The organism is Streptomyces sp. NBC_00876, from assembly GCF_045207435.1.
Taxonomy (GTDB): domain Bacteria; phylum Actinomycetota; class Actinomycetes; order Streptomycetales; family Streptomycetaceae; genus Streptomyces.
The window spans coordinates 7,497,357-7,518,340 of sequence record NZ_CP108800.1 but is presented as its reverse complement, the minus strand read 5'-3'; the positions used below and the strand labels follow the sequence as shown (position 1 = coordinate 7,518,340).

At 71.6% G+C, this 20,984-nt stretch carries 18 protein-coding genes; 6 read left to right on the top strand and 12 right to left on the bottom strand.

Features of this window, described 5'->3' with window-relative positions; genetic code table 11:
* Positions 1–39 precede the first annotated feature (39 nt).
* The 4 genes from OG782_RS32900 to OG782_RS32885 all read right to left on the bottom strand — a co-directional run bounded on the left by OG782_RS32900 (position 40) and on the right by OG782_RS32885 (position 5,907).
* Positions 40–2,211 carry a 3-hydroxyacyl-CoA dehydrogenase NAD-binding domain-containing protein gene (locus OG782_RS32900; RefSeq protein WP_406457289.1) on the bottom strand — a complete coding sequence of 724 codons (2,172 nt, stop codon included), beginning with the start codon at positions 2,209–2,211 and terminating at the stop codon, positions 40–42.
* Between the two features lie 38 nt (positions 2,212–2,249).
* The gene (locus OG782_RS32895; protein ID WP_406457287.1) at positions 2,250–3,464 is read right to left on the bottom strand and encodes an acetyl-CoA C-acetyltransferase; all 1,215 of its coding nucleotides are present in this window, start codon (positions 3,462–3,464) and stop codon (positions 2,250–2,252) included.
* 149 nt (positions 3,465–3,613) lie between these two features.
* On the bottom strand, positions 3,614–4,756 hold the full coding sequence (locus OG782_RS32890; protein WP_406457285.1) for an acyl-CoA dehydrogenase family protein: 1,143 nt from the start codon (positions 4,754–4,756) through the stop codon (positions 3,614–3,616).
* Positions 4,756–5,907, bottom strand: a complete 1,152-nt coding sequence (locus OG782_RS32885; RefSeq protein WP_406457283.1) for a CaiB/BaiF CoA transferase family protein — start codon at positions 5,905–5,907, stop codon at positions 4,756–4,758. Before OG782_RS32885 ends, OG782_RS32890 begins: the two co-directional genes overlap by 1 nt.
* Before the next feature lie 207 nt (positions 5,908–6,114).
* Here OG782_RS32885 and OG782_RS32880 point away from each other — a divergent pair, with 207 nt between their 5' ends.
* A complete protein-coding gene (locus OG782_RS32880) occupies positions 6,115–7,305 on the top strand; it encodes a saccharopine dehydrogenase family protein (protein WP_406457281.1) in 1,191 nt (396 codons plus the stop codon).
* Positions 7,306–7,312: 7 nt separating this feature from the next.
* Here OG782_RS32880 and mmpA read toward each other — a convergent pair whose 3' ends face one another.
* From mmpA to OG782_RS32865, 3 genes are all read right to left on the bottom strand, one after another.
* Entirely contained in the window at positions 7,313–7,456 is a 144-nt protein-coding gene (gene mmpA / locus OG782_RS32875) for a morphogenic membrane protein MmpA (protein ID WP_406457280.1), read from the bottom strand.
* An 82-nt stretch (positions 7,457–7,538) separates the two neighbouring features.
* Positions 7,539–8,201: an endonuclease V gene (locus tag OG782_RS32870; RefSeq protein WP_406459398.1), complete on the bottom strand. Its 663-nt coding sequence runs from the start codon at positions 8,199–8,201 to the stop codon at positions 7,539–7,541.
* A 55-nt stretch (positions 8,202–8,256) separates the two neighbouring features.
* A complete protein-coding gene (locus OG782_RS32865) occupies positions 8,257–9,330 on the bottom strand; it encodes a WD40/YVTN/BNR-like repeat-containing protein (protein WP_406457278.1) in 1,074 nt (357 codons plus the stop codon).
* Between the two features lie 213 nt (positions 9,331–9,543).
* Between OG782_RS32865 and OG782_RS32860 the strand changes: the two genes are divergently transcribed.
* A complete protein-coding gene (locus OG782_RS32860; protein ID WP_406457276.1) occupies positions 9,544–9,957 on the top strand; it encodes an SsgA family sporulation/cell division regulator in 414 nt (137 codons plus the stop codon).
* 379 nt (positions 9,958–10,336) lie between these two features.
* A complete protein-coding gene (locus tag OG782_RS32855; RefSeq protein ID WP_406457274.1) occupies positions 10,337–11,968 on the top strand; it encodes an ABC-F family ATP-binding cassette domain-containing protein in 1,632 nt (543 codons plus the stop codon).
* A 46-nt stretch (positions 11,969–12,014) separates the two neighbouring features.
* Here OG782_RS32855 and OG782_RS32850 read toward each other — a convergent pair whose 3' ends face one another.
* On the bottom strand, positions 12,015–12,419 hold the full coding sequence (locus tag OG782_RS32850) for an ATP-binding protein (protein ID WP_406457272.1): 405 nt from the start codon (positions 12,417–12,419) through the stop codon (positions 12,015–12,017).
* A 224-nt stretch (positions 12,420–12,643) separates the two neighbouring features.
* Here OG782_RS32850 and OG782_RS32845 point away from each other — a divergent pair, with 224 nt between their 5' ends.
* The 3 genes from OG782_RS32845 (at position 12,644) to OG782_RS32835 (ending at position 14,955) form a co-directional block, all read left to right on the top strand.
* Complete coding sequence (locus OG782_RS32845) at positions 12,644–13,495, top strand: helix-turn-helix transcriptional regulator (protein ID WP_406457270.1); 852 nt, start codon at positions 12,644–12,646, stop codon at positions 13,493–13,495.
* Between the two features lie 11 nt (positions 13,496–13,506).
* Complete coding sequence (locus tag OG782_RS32840) at positions 13,507–13,698, top strand: hypothetical protein (protein WP_406457269.1); 192 nt, start codon at positions 13,507–13,509, stop codon at positions 13,696–13,698.
* A 279-nt stretch (positions 13,699–13,977) separates the two neighbouring features.
* The gene (locus tag OG782_RS32835) at positions 13,978–14,955 is read left to right on the top strand and encodes an acyl-ACP desaturase (protein WP_406457267.1); all 978 of its coding nucleotides are present in this window, start codon (positions 13,978–13,980) and stop codon (positions 14,953–14,955) included.
* Positions 14,956–15,090: 135 nt separating this feature from the next.
* Here OG782_RS32835 and OG782_RS32830 read toward each other — a convergent pair whose 3' ends face one another.
* From OG782_RS32830 to OG782_RS32815, 4 genes are all read right to left on the bottom strand, one after another.
* Positions 15,091–18,447 (bottom strand): hypothetical protein, encoded by a 3,357-nt coding sequence (locus tag OG782_RS32830; protein WP_406457265.1) that lies wholly within the window; start codon positions 18,445–18,447, stop codon positions 15,091–15,093.
* A 48-nt stretch (positions 18,448–18,495) separates the two neighbouring features.
* Positions 18,496–18,750, bottom strand: a complete 255-nt coding sequence (locus tag OG782_RS32825) for a WhiB family transcriptional regulator (RefSeq protein ID WP_406457263.1) — start codon at positions 18,748–18,750, stop codon at positions 18,496–18,498.
* A 76-nt stretch (positions 18,751–18,826) separates the two neighbouring features.
* Positions 18,827–19,627, bottom strand: a complete 801-nt coding sequence (locus tag OG782_RS32820; RefSeq protein WP_406457261.1) for a VOC family protein — start codon at positions 19,625–19,627, stop codon at positions 18,827–18,829.
* Positions 19,628–19,909: 282 nt separating this feature from the next.
* On the bottom strand, positions 19,910–20,983 hold the full coding sequence (locus OG782_RS32815; RefSeq protein ID WP_406457259.1) for an LLM class flavin-dependent oxidoreductase: 1,074 nt from the start codon (positions 20,981–20,983) through the stop codon (positions 19,910–19,912).
* Between the last annotated feature and the right edge of the window lies 1 nt (position 20,984).

Genomic DNA, 20,984 nt, shown 5'->3' with positions numbered 1-20,984 from the left:
ATGGGTGCGGCCCGTCGCGGCGTCGTCAGTCGTGGAAAGTCAGTCGTGGAAGGTCTCGCCCTTCTCCGCCTTCGCCACGAGCAGGGCGGGCGGCAGGAACCGGTCGCCGTACCGTTCGGCGAGCTCTTGGGCGCGGGCCACGAAGCCGGGCAGGCCGCCCTCGTACCCGTTGATGTACTGGAGCACGCCACCGGTCCACGCCGGGAAGCCGATGCCCATGATGGAGCCGATGTTGGCGTCGGCGACGGTGATCAGGACGTTCTCCTCCAGGCAGCGGACGCTGTCCAGGGCCTCCGAGAAGAGCATGCGCTCCTGCATGTCGGTGAAGGAGATCTCCGTGTCCGGCTTGCCGAAGTGCTCCCGCAGGCCGGGCCAGAGGCGGGTGCGCTTCCCGTTCTCGTCGTACTCGTAGAAGCCCGCGCCGCCGCTGCGTCCGGGGCGCCCGAACTCGTCGACCATCCGGTCGATGACCACGTCCGCGGGGTGGGCGGCCCAGCTGCCGCCCGCCTCCTCGACGGCCTTGCGGGTCTCGTTGCGGATCTTGCGGGGCAGGGTGAGCGTCAGCTCGTCCATCAGGGAGAGCACCTTGGCCGGGTAGCCCGCCTGCGCGGCGGCCTGCTCGACGGAGGCCGGCTCGACGCCCTCACCGACCATCGCGACACCCTCGTTGATGAACTGACCGATGACGCGCGAGGTGAAGAAGCCGCGTGAGTCGTTGACGACGATCGGCGTCTTCTTGATCCGGCGGACCAGGTCGAAGGCGCGGGCCAGGGCCTCGTCGCCGGTCTTCTCGCCCTTGATGATCTCGACGAGCGGCATCTTGTCGACGGGCGAGAAGAAGTGCAGCCCGATGAAGTCGGCGGGACGCTCGACCCCTTCGGCCAGTGCCGTGATGGGCAGCGTGGAGGTGTTGGAGCACAGCAGGGCGTCGGGCTCGATGATGTCCTGGATCTCCTGGAACACCTTGTGCTTGAGCGCGGTGTCCTCGAAGACGGCCTCGATGACGGCGTCGCAGCCCGCGAGGTCGGCCGGGTCACCGGTCGGGGTGATGCGGGCCAGCAGCTCGTCCCGCTTCGCCTCGGTCGTGCGGCCCCGGGAGAGCGCTTTGTCGAGCAGCTTCTCGCTGTACGCCTTGCCCTTCGCGGCAGCCTCCGTGGAGACGTCCTTGAGGACGACCTCGATGCCGGCCCGCGCGCAGGAGTAGGCGATGCCCGCACCCATCATCCCGGCGCCGAGGACGGCGACCTTGCGGACCTGGCGCTCCTCGATGCCCTGGGGGCGGCTGGCGCCGGAGTTGACGGCCTGGAGGTCGAAGAAGAACGCCTGGATCATGTTCTTCGAGACCTGGCCGGTGACCAGCTCGGTGAAGTACCGGGCCTCGATGGTCAGGGCGGTCTCGAAGTCGACCTGCGAGCCCTCGACGGCCGCGGCCAGGATGTTGCGCGGCGCCGGCATAGGGGCGCCCGCGAGCTGCTTCTTCAGGTTCGAGGGGAAGGCCGGCAGGTTGGCGGCGAACTTCGGGTTCGACGGGGTGCCGCCGGGGATCCGGTAGCCCTTGACGTCCCAGGGCTGCTGCGACTCGGGGTGGGCGTCGATGAAGGCGCGGGCCTTCTCCAGCATCTCCTGCGGGGTGGCCGCGACTTCGTGGACCAGGCCGTTCTCCAGTGCGCGCTGCGGCGTGTACTGGGTGCCCTGGAGGAGGACCTTCAGCAGCGCGTCGGCGATGCCCATGAGCCGTACGGTGCGCGTGACACCGCCCCCCGCGGGCAGCAGGCCGAGGGTGACCTCGGGCAGGCCGATCCGGGAGCCGGGTGCGTCGAGGGCGACACGGTGGTGGGAGGCGAGCGCGATCTCGTAACCGCCCCCGAGGGCCGCGCCGTTGATGGCGGCGACGACGGGCTTGCCGAGGGTCTCGATGCGGCGCAGCGAGCTCTTGATCGCGGTGCCGGTGTCGAAGACGGCCTGGGCGTTCTCCGGGCCGACCTTGATCATGTCCTTGAGGTCGCCGCCGGCGAAGAACGTCTTCTTGGCGGAGGTGTAGATGATGCCGCGGATGGAGTCCTTCTCGGCCTCGGCGCGCTCCGCGACGGCCGCGATGGAGTCCTTGAAGGCCTGGTTCATCGTGTTGGCGGACTGGTTCGGGTCGTCGAGGACGAGGGTGACGACGCCGGTGCCGTCCTGTTCCCAGCGGATGGTCGTGCTCTCGGTCATGACTCTTCTTCTCCGTAAACAGGGATGGCCGGGGACGGTCAGAGACGCTCGATGACGGTGGCGACGCCCATGCCGCCGCCGACGCAGAGGGTGGCGAGGCCGTAGCGCTTGTCCCGGCGCTCCAGCTCGTCGATGAGCGTGCCGAGGATCATCGCGCCGGTCGCGCCGAGCGGGTGGCCGAGCGCGATGGCGCCGCCGTTGACGTTGATCTTGTCGAGGGAGAGCCCCATGTCCCGGGCGAAGCGCAGGACGACGCCGGCGAAGGCCTCGTTGATCTCGACGAGGTCGATGTCGTCGATGGTCAGCCCGGCCTTGGCGAGCGCCTTGCGGGTGGCGGGCGCCGGACCGGTGAGCATGATGGTGGGCTCGGAGCCGGAGACGGCGGCGGAGACGATCCGGGCACGCGGGGTGAGGCCGTAGCGCTCCCCGATCTCCTTGGAGCCGATCGCGACCAGCGCGGCCCCGTCGACGATGCCGGATGAGTTGCCCGCGTGGTGGACGTGGTCGATCTTCTCCACCCAGTGGTACTTCTGGAGCGCGACCGCGTCGAAGCCGCCCATCTCCCCGATCGCCGCGAACGACGGCTTGAGCGCCGCGAGGGAGTCTGCGGTGGTGCCGGGCCGCATGTGCTCGTCGTGGTCGAGGACGACAAGACCGTTGCGGTCCTTCACGGGGACGACGGAGCGCGCGAAGCGGTTGTCCTTCCACGCCTCGGCGGCCCGCTCCTGCGACAGGGCGGCGAACTCGTCGACATCGCGGCGCGAGAACCCCTCGATGGTCGCGATGAGGTCGGCGCCGACGCCCTGCGGTGCGAAGCCGGTCTCGTAGTTCGTCATCGGGTCCATCGCCCAGGCACCGCCGTCCGAGCCCATCGGCACCCGCGACATCGACTCGACGCCGCCGGCGAGGATGAGGTCCTCCCAGCCCGAACGGACCTTGGCGGCGGCCAGGTTGACGGCCTCCAGGCCCGAGGCACAGAAGCGGTTCTCCTGAACGCCCGCGACGGTGTCCGGGAGGCCGGCCGCGATGGCGGCGATGCGGGCGATGTCGGAGCCCTGGTCACCGAGCGGGCTGACCACACCGAGCACGATGTCGTCGATGGCTGCCGGGTCCAGGCCGGGGAAGCGGCTGCGGATCTCGTGGATCAGGCCGACGACGAGGTCGATCGGCTTGGTGCCGTGCAGGGCGCCGTTGGACTTGCCGCGGCCGCGCGGGGTGCGGATCGCGTCGTAGACGAACGCTTCGGTACTCAAGACAGCTGCCTTTCGAGGGTGGTGGCGCACAGGAGGAGGTGCCCCGGAGGAGCGGTGGCCCGGCAGACGCCGGGCGGGCAGAGGTCAGGCCGGACAGGTCGGGCCGGCCGGGCCGGCCGGCCCGGCCGGGCCGGCCGGCCCGGCCGGGTTCAGGCGAGCAGCGAGCGGCCGATGATCTCCTTCATGATCTCGGTCGTGCCGCCGTAGATGGTCTGGATACGGCCGTCGGTGAACGCCCTGGCCACCGGGAACTCGGCCATGTACCCGTATCCGCCGTGCAGTTGCAGGCAGCGGTCGGCGACGCGCTTTTGCAGTTCGGTCGCCCACCACTTCGCCATGGAGGCGTGTACGGCATCGAGCGTCCCGTCCGAGTGGTCGACGATGCACCGGTCGAGGAAGGTCCGGGTGACGGCGCACTCGGTGGCCATCTCCGCGATCTCGAAGCGGATGTGCTGGAGCTTGGAGAGCGGCCGCCCGAAGGCCTCGCGCTCCTTGACGTACGCGGTGGTGATCTCCAGCAGATGTTCGGCGGCGGCGATCCCGGCGACGGCTATGCCCATCCGCTCCTGGGCCAGGTTGGTCATCAGGTGGATGAAGGCGCCGTCCAGCTCGCCGAGGAGGTTCTCCTTGGGGACGCGCACGTCGTTGAAGAACAGTTCGGCGGTGTCCTGCGACTTCTGACCGATCTTGTCGAGGTTGCGGCCCCGCTCGAAGCCCTCGCTGCCGCGCTCGACGACGATCAGCGAGAGCCCCTTGGCGCCGCCCTCGGGGGTGGTCTTCGCGACCACGACGACCAGGTCGGCGAGGATGCCGTTGGAGATGAACGTCTTGGAGCCGTTCAGCAGCCAGTGGTCGCCCTTGTCCTCGGCGGTGGTGCGGATGCCCTGGAGGTCCGAGCCCGCGCCGGGCTCGGTCATCGCGATGGCGGTGATGATCTCACCGCTGCAGAATCCGGGCAGCCAGCGCCGCTTCTGCTCCTCGGTGCCGAGACCGGTGAGGTAGGGGCCGATGATGTCGTTGTGCAGTCCGAGCGCGAGGCCCGGGGCGCCTGCCCGGGTGAACTCCTCGGCCAGCACGGCGCTGTAGCGGAAGTCGGCGTTGCCGCCGCCTCCGTACTCCTCGGGAACGGCGAGGCCGAGCAGCCCCTGCCGGCCTGCCGCGAGCCAGGCCTCGCGCGCGACGATGCCGTCCTTCTCCCACTGCTCGTAGTACGGGAGGACTTCCTTGGCCAGGAAGGTGCGGACGGCTTCGCGGAACGCGTCGTGCTCTTCGGTGAAGATCTGCCGCTGCATCAGTCGGTGGTGTCCTTCCGGGTGGTCCGCAGGGCCGGCACGTCCCAGTCGGCGGCCACGGCCTCGGTGTCCGCGCCCGGCTGCGCCGGGCCGCTGTACACCGAGGAGGGCGTGGCCGAGAACCGGGGCGCGGGCGCGGGCTGGGTGAGTCCGCTGTGCTCGACGAAGGTGGAGCGGGCGGCGAGGTGCGGGTGGTGCGGTGCCTCGCGGAGCGAGAGAACGGGTGCCACGCAGGCATCGGAGCCGTCGAAGACCTCGGTCCACTCGGCACGGGTGCGGGTGCGGAAGCGGTCGGCGACCATGGTGCGCAGCTCGTCCCAGCGGGAGATGTCGCCCCGGTCGGGGGCGGTTTCCCCGATGCCGAGGAGGTCGGTGAACTCGTCGTAGAAGCGCTTCTCGAGCGGGCCGACGGCCATGTACTCGCCGTCGGCGGTCTCGTACGAGCCGTAGAACGGGCAGCCGCCGTCCAGGAGGTTGGAACCGCGCCGGTCCTGCCAGCCACCGGCCGCCAGCATGCCGTGGATCATCGTGGACAGGTGTGCGGCGCCGTCGACGATCGCCGCGTCGACGACCTGTCCGGTGCCGCCGGGGGTACGGGCGTGCTGGAGGGCGGCGAGGACGCCGACGACGAGATAGAGCGAGCCGCCCGCGTAGTCGCCGACCAGGTTGGCCGGCACGGTGGGCGGCTCCCCCGGCTTGCCGATCATGGAGAGGGTGCCGGTGAGGGCGATGTAGGCGATGTCGTGCCCGGCGCGTTCGGCGAGCGGCCCGTCCTGGCCCCAGCCGGTCATCCGTCCGTAGACGAGCTGCGGATTGCGGGCCAGACAGGCGCCGGGGCCGACTCCCAGGCGCTCGGCGACGCCCGGCCGGTAGCCCTCGATCAGGATGTCGGCGCGTTCGACCAGGTCCAGGACCGTGTCCGGACCGGACGCGGCCTTGAGGTCGACGAGGACGGAGCGCTTGTTGCGGTTGGTGAGGTCGCGGGCGGGGTCGATGCCGAGCCCGGCACCGCCGGGCCGGTCGACCCGCACCACATCGGCACCCAGATCGGCGAGCAGCATCGCGGCGAACGGACCGGGTCCGATGCCCGCCAGCTCGACCACCCGCACGCCGTCGAGCGGGCCGTGCGGGCCGTTCCCTGTCGTTTCCATCGAGCCCCCAGCGGTGTGACACAACCGATGTAACATCGATGATGCTAAGAACGCACCGCGCTCCGCACAACCCCCTGGGCCGAGCAAGCGCTTAGTTCCTTCTCCTGCTGGATCCTCCCCCAAGATGCCCTCCCAGCCGTACACCGCCACGTCGGGCCGCGCTAACCTCTGGCTGCTATATCGGCACCGGCCCTCGCGGAGGCACTCGTGAACAGGCAGAACGGGGCACAACGCCCCTACGACGTAGTCCTCTTCGGTGCCACCGGATTCGTGGGCGCGCTCACCGCGGAGTATCTGGCGGCCCACGCCCCGGACAGCTGCCGCTGGGCGCTCGCCGGACGCAACCGCGCAAAGCTGGAGCAGCTGCGCACCCGGCTCACCGCCCTCGATCCGCGGTGCGCGGACCTCCCCCTGCTGCACGCGGACTCCGACGACGCGGACGCGCTGCGCGAACTGGCCGAATCCACCCATGTGGTGGCCTCCACCGTCGGCCCGTACGTCTGGTACGGGGAGAAGCTGGTGGCCGCCTGCGCCGAGGCCGGCACGGACTACGCGGATCTCTCGGGCGAGCCGGAGTTCGCCGACCGGATGTATCTGGAGCACGACGCCCGGGCACGCGAGACCGGGGCCCGCATCGTGCACGCCTGCGGGTTCGACTCCGTGCCGCATGATCTCGGCGTGTACTTCACGGTCGGGCAGCTGCCCGAGGACGTACCCCTGCGCATCGACGGATTCGTCCGCAGCAACGCCGTCTTCTCGGGCGGCACGTTCGCCTCGGCACTCACCGCGATGGGCCGCGGGCCGCAGATGCTGCGCGCCGCGAAGGAGCGCCGGCTGCACGAGCCCCGTCTGGTCGGCCGCCGCGTCCACGCCCCGCTCGGGTCTCCGCGCTTCAGTGCGGAGACCGGCACCTGGGCGCTTCCGCTGCCGACGCTCGACGCGCAGATCGTCGAACGGTCCGCCCGCGCGCTGCCCCGGTACGGCCCCGACTTCCGCTACCGGCACTACGCCTCGGTCAAGCATCTGCCGGTGGCCCTCGGGGGCACGGCGGCGCTGGGCACCCTGCTCGGCGCGGCGCAGCTGCCGGCCGCACGGAGCTGGCTGATGGAGCGCTACGAGCCCGGCGCGGGCCCGGACGCGGAGCGCAGGCGGCGCAGCTGGTTCACGGTCCGGTTCGTCGGCGAGGGCGGCGGCCGCCGGGTGTTCACCGAGGTGTCGGGCGGCGATCCGGGCTACGACGAGACGGCGAAGATGCTGGCCCACTCGGCGCTGTGCCTGGCCCTGGACGAGCTTCCGCCGACGTCGGGGCAGGTCACCACGGCCGTGGCGATGGGTGACGCGCTGCTGGAGCGGCTGCGCGGGGCGGGGCTGCGCTTCCGGGTGGCGGCCTCGCGCTGACGCGCCGCTACAGGATCCAGGAGGCCAGGGTGTACAGCATCGCCCCGGCCCAGACGAAGGCCACCGCACCCCCGATCAGCATGCCGACCGCCACATGGCGCTGCGCGGGGTGAAGGGGTGCGGGGCGGACGGACGTGCGAGATGCGTTCATGTGTCCAGACTGCCGACCATGATCGCCGGGCGCTATCCGTACGGATACTCAGGCACCCGGGCGCGGGTTCCCCCGCCCCCCGTCAGGCCGTCGCCTCCCGGAGCGCCCGCCTGCACAGCGCGTCGGCCCTGCGGGTCGTCTCCGGCTGGCGGAAGTCACGGGCCAGCAGGAGCGTGTGCGCACAGGCGTTGTCCAGGCCGGTGCGGTGCCCGACCGAGACGTACACCGGCTTGGTGCCGTCCTGGGTGCGCAGCGCCCGGCCCACCTCCTCGCCCCCGTCCAGGAGCGGCGACCGGTCACCGCGCCGGGGGCCCGGCTGTTCGTACGTGAAGGTGAACGGGTTCTTGGCGACGCCGATGACCGGAAGTCCGGTGAGCACGCCCAGGTGGCTGGCGAGCCCGAAGCGGCGCGGGTGGGCCCTGCCGTAGCCGTCACAGACGACGAGCCCGGGATCGACCGGCAGGGACTCCAGGGCCGCGAGCACGGTGGGGATCTCACGGAAGGCCAGGAGGCCCGGCACGTACGGGAAGGTGATCCGGCCGACAGCGGTGGTCTCGGCCACCACCTCCAGCGTGGCCGCGTCGAGCACGACGGCCGCCGCGGCCACGACATCGCGCTCGTCGTCGTAGGCGACGTCGACACCGGTCACCCGGCCGGTACCCGGCGGCGGGCCGGGCTCGTCGAGCACCACCCGGGCACGCAGGGTGTCCTGGATCGCGCGGGCCTCGGCCGCGTCGGAAGGCATCTGAAGAGCTGTCATGGTGCCGGCCAGCTTAGGGGGACCGGCAGTCGGGGGCGGCTCACCGAAGTACAGCGCGCCCGGCCCGCCCCTGCTCGCCCGCCGCCCAGCAGCTGCCGTCCGGTGTGCAGTCCACCGTGTCGTACGAACCCGTGGAGACGGTGCGCCAGGTGCGCCCGCCGTCCGTGGTGAGGTCCGTGCCCGTGGGGCCGACGGCCAGCGCGGCCGACCGGCTGTGCGGGAGCCACGCGACTCCCGAGCGGTAGGCGGCGGGGGCGGTGGCCGACTGCTGCCAGCCGCGGCCGCCGTCGGCCGTGCGGGCCGAGGCGAGGGGCGACTGCTGGTCGGGGCGGTAGTCGCCGCCGACCGCGATGCCGTGGGTACGGTCACGGAAGGCGAGGCCGAAGACGCCCCGGGCCGGGTCCCCGGCCGGGATCGTCGATGCGGACGCGGTCCAGGTCAGGCCGCGGTCGGCGGAGTGCAGGACCCTGGCGGTGACCGCGCCGCCCGTCGCCAGCCAGACGTCCTTCGGGCCGGAGCTGACCAGGCACTGCCCACTGGCCGCGAATCCCGCCTCACCGGGCTGGGCCTGCGGCATGCCGGCGTCGGGCAGCACCTTCCAGCTGCCGCCGCCGTCGTCGGTGGACAGGATGCGGAACCGGCCGTCCACCGGGTCGCTCATGGCCAGACCGTGCCGGCTGTCGAAGAAGGTGAGGCAGTCGTAGAAGGCCCGGGCGTCGGTGTTGCGGAAGGACTCGGTCCAGGTGGCCCCGCCGTCGTCCGTGCGCAGGACCCGGGACGCCTCGCCCTCACCGATGGCCAGGGCCACCGCCCGCCGGGCGTCGAATGCCTCGATGTCGCGGAACTCCAGCGCCTCCCCCGCCGCGCCGGGCGGGGAGACGTCGTGCCAGTGCCGGCCTGCGTCGGTGGTGCGCAGCACCGTGCCCTTGGAGCCCGCGAGCCAGGCGGTCCGGCTGCTGACGGCGGCGAGGCCGCGGAAGCGGGCATCGGTCGCGGTGTCGGTGGACGTCCAGGCCGGAACACGGCCGGGCCCGTGCTGTCCGCCGGATGCCGCATGGGCCGCCGGTGCGGCCAGTGCGGCGACGAGCGCCGCCCCGCACAGTACCGGTGACATCAGTCGTCGCGTCTTCCCCATCGCCCTCATGGCGCTGGAAGCTAACCCACGGGCCGCGCCCCGTCCAGGGTGCGCCGCCCGAAAGCGGGCACGCGAAAGGGCGGCGGTGTGCGGTGATGCAGCTCACGCCGCGTCCCGATGCACGGATCGGCGAGTTCTGCCGTCTGTAGGAGTGCCGGGAACCGTTCGTCCGGTCGTGAGAGGGAGCAGGTCTTGTCCACCGTTATCGAGCAGTCCGTACAGGCCCGCATGGTTGCGTCCGCCCCGCAGATGGAGACGCTTCCCGCCGTCCTGAGCTACGACCGCAGGGATCCGTTCGCGGTGCGCATGGTGTTCCCCGCGCCGGCGACGCTCGAGGGGACCGAGGTGTCCTGGGAGTTCGCCCGGGAACTGCTCGCCGCGGGGCTGGACACCCCGGCGGGGGTGGGTGACGTGCGGGTCAGACCGTTCGGTTACGACCGTACGGTGCTGGAGTTCCACGCCGCCGAGGGGATCGCGATGGTGCATGTCCGCACGGCGGAGGTGCGGCGGTTCCTGCGCAGGGCGCAGGGGCTCGTGCCCGCGGGTGACGAGTTCCGGTTCCTGGACCTGGACGGAAGTCTGACGGAGCTGCTCGGCGGCTCCTGACGGGCGCGCAGGCCGCGGGGGCGCGCCTCGGGGCGGGCCCGCGGGAGCAAGCGTCCGGGCGGCTCGCGGGAGCGCGCATCCGGGCCGGCGCGCGGGCCCGTTAATTCGTTTGCCCCCTGCCGTGGACCGGCCTAGGGTTTCTCCTGTCCTTGTTGTCGCCGAACGGAGTAGGACGTTGCTCGTCTGAGGTCTCGAGACACCGTGTTGTGCGTCGTGTCATGTCTTGCCATGTCCGCGCGCCCGAGTGTGACCTCAGCTCTTCGAGCCGTCCTCCGCGACCAGGGCCTTCCTCCCACTTCCGGAATTCTTCCGTGGAACGCCAGTGACCGGTGTCTCGCCCCGTTGCCCCTGTCCTTCCTCGCAACCGGGAGATTCCTGTATGTCTACCCCTCTCAGTCACATCACCTGTTCGTCGCTCACCTTCGCCTGGCCCGACGGCAGCGAGGTCCTCGACGGCTTCCATCTCACCGTGGGGCCCGGCCGCACGGGGCTCATCGGCCTCAACGGCGCGGGCAAGTCGACCCTGCTGCGGCTGATCGCCGGCGAACTCACCCCGGCCGCGGGCCATATCAGGACCGCGGGCGAGGTCGGCTATCTGCCGCAGAACCTGGTCCTGGACACCGGGCTGCGCGTCGATGCCGCCCTGGGCATCGCCGCGACCCGTGAGGCGCTGCACGCCATCGAGGCGGGCGACGTCGGCGAGGAGCGGTTCACCGCCGTCGGCGACGACTGGGACGTCGAGGAGAGGGCCCGCGCCACCCTTGACCAGCTCGGTCTCGGCCACATCGGGCTGGACCGCACGATCGGTGAGATGTCGGGCGGCGAGTGCGTCCTGCTGCGGCTGGCGGCACTGCTGCTGGCCCGGCCCGAGGTACTGCTGCTGGACGAGCCGACGAACAATCTGGATCTGTACGCACGCGAGCGGCTCTACGCCGCGGTCGACGCGTGGAACGGGGTCCTCGTCGTCGTCAGCCACGACCGCGAACTCCTGGAACGGGTCGACCAGATCGCGGATCTGCGGGATTCCGAGGTCACCTGGTACGGCGGAAACCTCTCGGCGTACGAGGAGGCCCTGGCCGTGGAGCAGGAGGCCGCGGAGCGCATGGTGCGGGTCGCCGAGGCCGATGTGCACCGGCAGAAGCGCGAGCTGGCCGAGGCCCAGGTGAAACTGGCCCGGCGCAAGCGCTACGGACAGAAGATGCACGACCAGAAGCGCGAACCGAAGATCGTCATGGGCGCCCGCAAGCGCGCCGCCCAGGAGTCCGCGGGCAAGCACCGGATCATGCACGCGGGGAAGCTGGCCGAGGCGAAGGAGCGCCTCGACGACGCTGTCGAGGCGGTGCGGGACGACGACGAGATCCGGGTCGAGCTGCCGCACACCAAGGTCCATCCGGGCCGCGGCGTGCTGGTGCTGCGTGACCTGGAACTCGCCTACGGGGCACGGGTGCGGGGGTCGTACGAGGTGCGCGGTCCGGAACGCATCGCGCTGGTGGGACGCAACGGAGCGGGCAAGACCACGCTGTTGCGGACGCTCGCCGGCGAGCTGGCACCGGTGTCCGGCGAGGCGACGGCACAGCTCCCGCTGCGTTTTCTGCCGCAGCGGCTGGATGTACTGGACGACGATCTGAGCGTGGTGGAGAACGTGGCGCGGTTCGCACCGGATGCCACGGACAACCGGATCAGGGCGAGGCTGGCACATTTTCTGTTCAAGGGGCCACGGGCGGACCGGCCTGCCGGGACCCTGTCGGGCGGGGAGCGGTTCCGTGCGGCTCTGGCCGCGCTGTTGCTGGCCGAGCCGGCGCCTCAGCTGCTGATGCTCGACGAGCCGACCAACAGTCTGGACATGGCGAGCGTGCGCAGGCTGACTGCGGCACTGGATTCGTACGAGGGGGCGCTGATCGTGGCGAGCCACGACATCCCGTTCCTGGAATCTCTCGGGATCACGCGCTGGCTGATGCTCGACGGCGAACTCCGGGACACCACGGCCGAGGAGGTGCGCGCCGCACTGTAGGGGTGCGCACGGGCGGGGAAAGGGGCTGGGGGTGAGCGTCCGGCTGCTATCGGTGGAGTAAAGCCCAGGCCTTGCAGCCGCCGGACGGTGTCAGCGAGGGGGCGAGCCCCCAGTCCCCTCCGTGTGCTTCCACGGCGGCTGCCAGCAGCCACATGCTCTCGCTGCGGGCCTCCCGGCACTCCTCGGACCTCTGTGGCTGCCCGTGGGACTGGTGCTGGTCGTAGAGAATGATCCGCAGGGCGTCGAACTGCCAGTGGACCCGCAGGAGCATCTCCTGGTCCGGCGTGAACCGGTAAGCGGCGGAGACCAGTTCCGAAGCGGCGAGAACCGCCGTCTCACGGAGTTCCACGAGGCCGTGCCGGGTGAGCAGCTCACCCACGGCGCGGCGGGCGAGGCCGGCGCAGAAGGCGACGCCCGGCAGTGCGAAGGAATAGCTGAGATTGTCCGCCACGGGCGGATGGGTTCCGGCAGGTGCCAGGGCCGGGAGGCAACGCAGTGCGCCCTTCATCAAGATGCTCACATTTCCGATATATGTGGTGACGATCACACTGAGAGGCGCGGTCGCCCCGTGTGAGACTTGCGCTACCGACCGTAGCGCACGAGTGGAGCACAGTGCTACTACTTGTGTGGTTCCGGTCATTTCGCACCCCCTCCCCCCTCGGAAGGACACACCCCGTGCCACCCAGAAGCACCCCGACCGCACGGCAGCAACGCCTCGGGTACGAACTGCGCAAGCTGCGCGAACAGTCGGGGATGACGGCGCAGCAGGCAGCCGCACTTCTGGGAGTCGACCGCACCCGCATCCCCAACGTCGAGTCCGGCAGGTTCGGCATAAGCGCCGAGCGGGTCCGCACCCTCGCCTTCAACTACGGCTGCCCGGACACGGGCCTCGTCGACCTGCTGGCGGACATGGCGCAGGAGCGGGCCAGGGGGTGGTGGGAGGAGCATCGCGGACTGCTGCTGCCGAGCCTGCTGGACATCGCCGAACTCGAGTTCCACGCCGTCGAGTTGATCACCGCGACCACCACGCACATCCCCGGTCTGCTACAGACCGAGGAGCACGCGCGGGCGGTCTTCGGCACGGCCGACCCCCAGCTCCCGGGCCCCGACCTGATCGCCCGGCTCTCCCTGCGGCTGCGCCGCCAGGAAGTGCTCGAGCGCGACCGGCCGCCACTGTACGAGGCGGTGATCCACGAGGCAGCGCTGCGGATGCAGTTCGGCGGCCCCAAGGTGGCGCGGGCCCAGCTGGAACACATTCTCGACCAGTCCGAGCGGGGCAGGATCACGGTCCGGGCCATCCCGTTCACGGCCGGCGGTTTCCCCGGCGCCGGACAGTCGTTCACCTATGTCGGCGCCGCGGTCCCCCAGCTCGATACGGTGCAGCTCGATTCCTCGCACGGCTCGATGTTGCTGGATTCCGACATGCAACTGCGCCGCTACCGGGGGCTGTTGGAGCGCCTGCGTACGATCGCGCTGCCCGTCGAGGAATCGCGCGATTTCATCCGATGCATAGCCCAGGACCTCTGAGGAGAGAGAGCATGAACGACATCTGCTGGGACGAAGCCTTCTGCAGCGAGGGCGCGAACTGCTTCCGTTTCGGACTCGACGACCAGGGCCGCGCCTACATCGGCTCCACCACCGACACCGCCACCTACGTCAGCGACTCCATGGAGGCACTGCGGGCGCTGATCTTCGCGGTGAAGTCCGGCGCGGCGGATCATCTGCTCTGACCCCGCACCACCGACCACCGACCGCGCCCCCCGTGCCTGCGCTCCGAGTACGCCGACTGTTCAGAGCTCATCACGCGGGGCCCGGCCCGGTCTTTTCCGTTTTCCGATGACCTTCACCGCATACGCCTGACTCTCCGTAAACGCGTCTGACCTGCATAGATAACGTAACGTGACGAACTGTCGCCGGGACGGGCTTGGCGGCGGCCTTACCGTCGCTTTAACCTACGGTCTCGTAACCTACGAAGCCGTAGGTAATTCTCCCGTCCCCAGGAGCCCCCCGTGACGATCACCTCTCCCCACCTCGGCAGTGCGCAGGCGTGGACCGACGCCCAACTGCTGTACGCGCTGGAAGAGGTGGTGGAGAAGGAACTCAACCGCCATCTCAAGGTCGCCAAGGACTGGATGCCGCACGAGTACGTCCCGTTCTCCGACGGCCGGAACTTCCCCGGCATCTTCGAGGACGGCCAGGCCTGGGAGGCCGAGCAGTCCAAGGTCACCGACATCGGCAAGATCGCGCTGGTCGTGAACCTGCTGACCGAGGACAACCTCCCCAGCTACCACCACGAGATCGCCTCGCTCTTCGGCCGCGACGGCGCCTGGGGCACCTGGGTGCACCGCTGGACGGCCGAGGAGGGCCGCCACGGCATCGTGATGCGCGACTACCTGCTCACCTCGCGTGCCGTGGACCCGGACAAGCTGGAGCAGTTCCGGATGGCGCACATGGCCGAGGGCTTCGAGTCCGACAACCGGCACTCGATGCTGCACTCCGTGGCGTACGTGGCGTTCCAGGAGCTGGCGACGCGGGTCTCGCACCGCAACACCGGGCACCAGTCGGGTGACCCGGTCTGCGACCGGATGCTGGCGCGGATCGCGACCGACGAGAACCTGCACATGGTGTTCTACCGCAACCTCCTCGGCGCGGCCTTCGAGCTCGCCCCGGACCTGACGATGCAGTCCGTGCGCGACGTCGTCGTGAACTTCCGGATGCCCGGCCACGGCATGCCCGGCTTCGAGCGGGCCGCCGCGCAGATGGCGATCGGCGAGATCTACAACATGCGGATCCACCACGACGACGTCATCCAGCCGGTGCTGCGCTACCTGAAGGTGCTGGACATCGACGGTCTGGGTCCGGAGGGCCTCAAGGCGCAGGAGGAGCTCGGTCTGTACATGAACGGGCTGGACAGCGAGGCGTCGAAGTTCGACGAGAAGCTCGCCGCGCGCAAGGCCCGCATGGCGGCCCGCGCCGCCCAGGCCTGACGACCGCACCCCGGCCGCCCTCGGGCCGGCCGCCACGGACCGCCCCCGTTCCCCGACGGGGGCGGTTCGCTCATTCCCGCACGGTGGCTTCCGTACGGTTCGCTCATTCCCGCACGGTGACTTCCGGGCGTTCACTCATTCCCGCACGGTGACTTCCGCGTACGCCGCGTCGCGGACGTCCGGGTCCGGATGGCGCCGCAGCAGTCTCAGCTGGGTGCGCCACTCACCGCTCCAGCCCGTGTTCCGGCCGGCCACCGCCGCCAGCTCCACCGCCATCAGGCCGTGGGCGGGAGCGCCGTCCTCGGCGAGGTGGGCCACGACCCCGAGCAGCCTCCCCGAGCCGTCCTCGCCGGGTGAGGTCCGGATCCGCGTGCCGAGTACGCGCGCCGTCCGGGCGGCCAGCACGGGCCTGCCCTCGTGCAGCCGGGCGAGCCGGTCGAGGGCGGTGTACAGGGCGTCGGGCCCCGCATCCGGATCGACCGACCTGACCAGCAGCTCCGCGGCCTGCGGTACGTGGTCCCGGTGGCGGGCGAGCAGTTCTCCGGCGGTGCCGAGCAGGGGCCTCAGCGTGTCGCCGGTGTGCGCCCCGGCCGATGAGGCGAGCCGGTTCACGAGGTGGACGACCCGCTGCCTGCCCGGCCGGTCGCGCTCGCTGCCCGCGTCGTCCATGGCCACGGTGTCGGTGAGCGTGCGCAGCGCCCGTATGAGCGCCTGAGCCGCCTCAGCCGTGGCGGGCGCGGCCGTGACCAGCGCATCGGCGGCCGACCGCCAGGAGCGGCGGCGGGCGAGATCCGTCGTCGCGGCCACCAGCACGTCGCAGGCGCCCGGCTCCCACGGCACCCAGCGGGCCACCACGGCGTGGGCCGACGCGGCGAGCTCCTCGTCGTCCGTCCGGCACACCTCCCGCACCAGCCGGGCGTAGCGGGTGCGGTGCGGTGCGGGCAGGTCCATGGGCCGGACACGCAGCACGGCGGTGCGCAGCGCCGTGGAGCCCGCTGCCGCGTCGTCGAGCATCTCCCACATCCGCTCGTCGCCGAGCAGTGCGATGCCCCGGGCCGCACAGGCCGCCCGCACATCGACGTGCTGGTCCGGCACCGCGTACGCCTCGGCGACCAGCCCGGCGGCCTGCGGCAGGGGGAGCCGGGTCGCGGCGAGGCGGACCGCTTCCTTGCGGGCGGTCACCTTGCCGGTGCCCGGTGCGAGCCGCTCCCTGAGGAGGGGCCCCAGCACGGAGGGGCGGACGTCCTGCGCGGCGCGGCCGGCCGCGAAGACGGCGACTCGAGCCCGCTCGCCCCCGCTGTGGGCGAGCAGCCCCGCCAGCACGTCCGGCGCCCTGTCCGTCCCGCCGAGCGCCGTGAGGGCCGCCTCCGCGAGCACGACCTCGTCCGCGCCGGTCCAGCCGAGCACCGCTTCGACGCCGGTCGAGGGGATCCGGGCGAGTCCGCCGATCGCCGCGGCGCGGGTGTACAGGGGCAGCTTTTCGTCCCGTGCCGTCCGCTCCAGGGCACGCGCGGCGGCGCGCCACTGGCGCGGCACCCAGCGGCGGACCTCGGGTCCGGGCACCACGGTCCACGGTGTGCCGTGCGGCAGGAAGCGGCCGTAGGGCGGGGAATCGCCCAGGTACGGGTCGAGGAGGTCGGTGCGGCAGCCGGTCAGAACCCGCAGCACCTCGGGCAGGGCGGCGGCTGAGGGGTCGACGGCCAGGAGCCGCTCCACGCGCTCGCTGCGGTGGGTGACCGGCTCCAGCCACAGCCCCGCCGCGGTCCGCGCGGTGCTGTTCTCGCCGAAGCGGACCGCCTGCCACAGGAGGTCCTGCAGCTCGGGCAGTCCGGCCGCGCGGCGGCCGAGCGCCCTGGCCAGGGCGAACACGAGCCCGTAGTCGGCCTTCTCCGCACCCGCTTCGAGCCAGGGGCGGAGCGCTTCAAACACCGCGGTCTCCTGGCCGCGCCGCAGGGTGCGGTCGAGGCGTCCGAGGTCGGCTCCCCCGGTGTTCCCGGAGATCCGTACGAGGGTGCGCAGGGCCCAGTTGACCAGGGCGCGCTGTCCCGTCGCGGCGTGCCCGCGCAGCAGCCGCAGGGCGAATGCGCTCAGTGCGTGCCGGGTGGCGGGCGAGGAGTCCCTGGCCTCGACCGCGTCGGCGGCGATCCGGTCGAGTGCGGGCACCACGTCGTCGGTGAGGAGTGCGGCCGGGACGGCCGCCAGGGCGGCGAGCGCGGCCGAGCGCACCGGGTCCTGCTCGTTGCGCAGCCGCTCCATGGCGGCGAGTACGTCCACGACGGTGTCCGGGGCGCCGGAGCGGCCGGCGTTGCGGATCAGCAGCGACCACGCCTGTGCGCGGTCCTCGGCCACGGATCTGCGGGTGGCGGCCAGCAGCCGCTCGCGTACCTCGGCGGCCGGCAGATACGACTCGGCGAGCAGCACGGTGCTCCGGTCCGCACCGCGTCCGGCCGCCCGCACGGCCATGCGCCGCGCCTCGTCGGCGACGCCGTTGCGCGGCAGTGCGTCGAGGAGAACGGCGTCCACGTCGGCGAGTCGCCCCTGCCCCCGTCCGGCCGCGACCGAGGCGTGGAAGGAGGTGCGCCGGCCCGGCGGCAGGGCGGCGAGGAGCCGGGCGAGCGCCCGGGAGTCCTGGGCCATGAACCGGCCGAGCTCCACGAGGAGCTCTTCGGGTGCGGTACGGGCCAGCCGGTACAGGACGCCGGGCCCCAGTGCGGCGCCCAGCGTCACCGGCCGGGTCTCCGGGCGCAGCAGCAGGCGGAGCAGCCGGGCGGGGCCGGCTGCGGCGAGGGCGCCCAGCCGGCTGGTCAGTGGCCACGGCAGGGTGGCCGGGCCGTAGCGGTCGAGCAGGCCGAGGACGCGGTCGGGGAGGTGGGTGACGGTGGCGCCGACGCCGGGGGCGTACCGCTGCCACCAGCCGGCACGGTGCGGCTCGGGGAGATCCGCCAGCTGCCGTTCGGCCACGTCGAGGAGAAGACCGGGATGCCTGCGGCCCAGGGCGCTCCAGCCGCGTACGGCGTACAAGAGCTCGGGCAGCAGCCGGCCCGCGGCCTCGGCCGAGCACCCCGGCAGCAGCACGGTGGCATCGGCGTCGCCCCAGGTGGTGCGCACCTGGTCGATGAGGCGGTCGGCGAGCGCGGTCCGGCGGTCGGTGACGACGGCCCGGAGCAGTCGCAGGCGTGCGGTGCGGGGCGCGTCGTGCAGTGCCCGCTCGTATGCCTCGTCGGGCACCCCGAGGCTGTTCGCGACCCGCAGGGCGTGCCCCTGCACGAAGGGGTCACGGTCGGCGAGGTGTGCGCCGATCCAGTCGCGCTCCCCGCCGACGGCGGCCGCGACGACGGCTGTCCCCCGCTCGTACGCATCGCCGCGGTCCAACTCGTCCAGAACGGCAGGCAGACGCCCCGAACTGGACAAATCTTTTGCCCGTACGGCGAGTTCGCGCATGCGCCGCGGGTACGGGAGCGAGTCGAGGGCCATCAGCAGGGCTTCGGTCATGGGGCGATTGTGCCGTGCGGGGGTACGCCCTCCCCAGGGGCGGGAGGGTCAGCCCTGGTCCCGGCCGACTCTGCGCAGCCTGTCCCGCTCCTTCTCGGACAGGCCGCCCCAGACGCCGAAGCGCTCGTCGTTGTCGAGGGCGTACTCCAGGCAGGCCTGACGTCCTTCGCAGGCGTTGCAGAGTTGCTTGGCCTCACGTGTGGAGCTGCCGGGGGCGGGGAAGAAGAACTCGGGTCCCGCTTGCGCGCACAGGGCTGTCTCCTGCCATGCGAGTGCCGGGTCGGTCGCGGTGTTGATCAGCATGCGGCACACACTGCCCGCCCGCGATAAACGACTGATCAACGCCTCGTCAATCCGCAGGCCGGAGCGGGGCACCGGGTCAGCTCCCGGATGCCGTGGCGCTTGTGATCACGGCGAACGCGGCGCCGTACGGATCGGTGACGTTGGCGAATTTGCCGACGCCCTCCATCTCCAGCGGCTCCAGGGTCAGCTTGCCGCCCAGCCGCTCGACCTGCGTCACCGCGGCGTCGCAGTCGCCGACTTCGATGTACGGCAGCCAGTGCGGTCCGGCGGCTGCCCGTACGGGCACGGCGTCGAGCGGGACGAGCCCGCCGAAGCTCGCTTCCTCGCCACCGCCGGCGGTCCTGATCAGCGTGTACGCACCGCCACCGCCGGGATAGGGCATCTGGGCGCTCTCCCAGCCGAAGACGGCGGAGTAGAACGCCGCCGCGGCCGGTACGTCCGGGGTGTACAGCTCGGTCCAGCAGAGACTGCCGGGGTCGGTGACGACGCCGAGTCCCGGGTTCTGCTTGGGCTGCCAGACGCCGAAGTACGCCCCGGCCCGGTCGGTGAATCCGCCCATCCGGCCGTACTCCAGCACGTCCATCGGCGAGAACGGCACCGACCCGCCGGACTTCTCCACGGCCTGCGCGGTGGCGTCCACGTCCGCCGAACAGAAGTACACCGACCAGGACGGCTTCCCCTGCTCCTCGGTGACGGTCATGGCGCCCCCGACCGTCTTCCCGTTGAGCATGAACATCCCGTAGCCACCGGTCTCGGGGCCGCCGGCCTCGTAGTCCCAGCCGAAGAGCGAGGTGTAGAAGGCCGTGGCGCCCTGGAGGTCCGGGGTGCCGAGATCCATCCAGTTGGGTGCTCCGTCAACAAAACGGGTGGTGAGCATCGTGCGCTCCTTCGGTGGTCCCGTTCTCGGACAGCAGGGATTTCCTGACTCTCCGAGTCTGGCACCGGGCACTGACAACCGCAGTCCTGACGCCCGCCCCGGGCAGCGCTCCGAACTGTCGCCGGGCGCCGTCCGGAGGAGAGCGCCACGGCAAGGTCCCCGTCATCGGCCGCTGTGCTGGGGTGCCGGCCCGGCGGGGGTACCGTCCACGCCCTCCCCCGCCGTCCGTTCCCGCCCCGCCGGTCCGCTCCCGCCCCGCCCGTTCGCTCCCGCCCCCTCCCGTCAGGGCGTGACCCCCAGGGCCGGCAGCACCGTCTCCGCGACCCGGTACGCCTCCTCCAGCAGCGGGTTCCCGGAGAGGATGAAGGTGTCCACGCCCAGGTCCTCGAACTCCTTGAGCCGTTCGACGACCTGCGCGGCCGATCCGACCACCGCGGTGCCGGGTCCCGGCCGGAACAGGCTCATGCCCGGCCACATATTGGGGTGGACCTCCAGCTCACGGGCGTGCGCGGGGACCTTTCCGCCGTGCTGGCGGAACTGCCGCTGCCAGCCCACGCCGTCCTCGCCCGCCCGGTCGCCGAGCTGACGGGCGTACGTCGCGTCACTGGTGACGTCGAGGAGCCGGTCGGCCGCCGCCCAGGCCTCGTCCTCCGTGTCCCGGACGATGAGGTGCAGCCGCAGTCCGATCCTGAGGGTGCGGCCGTACGCGGCGGCCCTGGCCCGGACCTTCTCCAGCTTCTCCTTCAGCAGGTGCGGCGGCTCGCCCCACGTCAGGAACACGTCGACGTGCTCGGCCGCCATCTCGATGCCGGGATCGGACGAGCCGCCGAACCACAGCGGGATGTGCCCGTCCTGGACCGGCTTCAGCTCCCGGAACGAGGCTCCGGCGTTCTTCAGGTCGTAGAAGCGGCCCTTGTGATCGAAGACCTCGCCGGCCGTCAGCCGCTTCACGATCGACCAGTACTCCGCGCTCAGCTCGTACCGCTCGTCGTGTTCCACATGGAGTCCGTACTCCTGGAGCGACTTCGTCGAACCGTTGACCACGTTGAAGCGCAGCCGGCCCCCGAAGAGCGTGTCGAAACTGAGCGCCATCTTGGCCAGCAGCGTCGGCGAGATGAGACCGGGGTGGACGGCGAGCAGGGGCTTGAACCGCGTGCTGGTCGAGGCCGCCAGCGCGCTGCCGAGCGGCCAGACGTCGTACAGGTCGGTGGCGAGGAGCGCGCCGCTGTAGCCGAGCCGCTCGACCGTCCCGGCCAGCTGCGCGAGGTAGCCCAGATCGACCGGGCGCCGGCCCGCGGGCTCCCAGGGGTAGGCGCCCTCACGCGGAATGATGTACCAGAGGACTTCGGTCGCCATG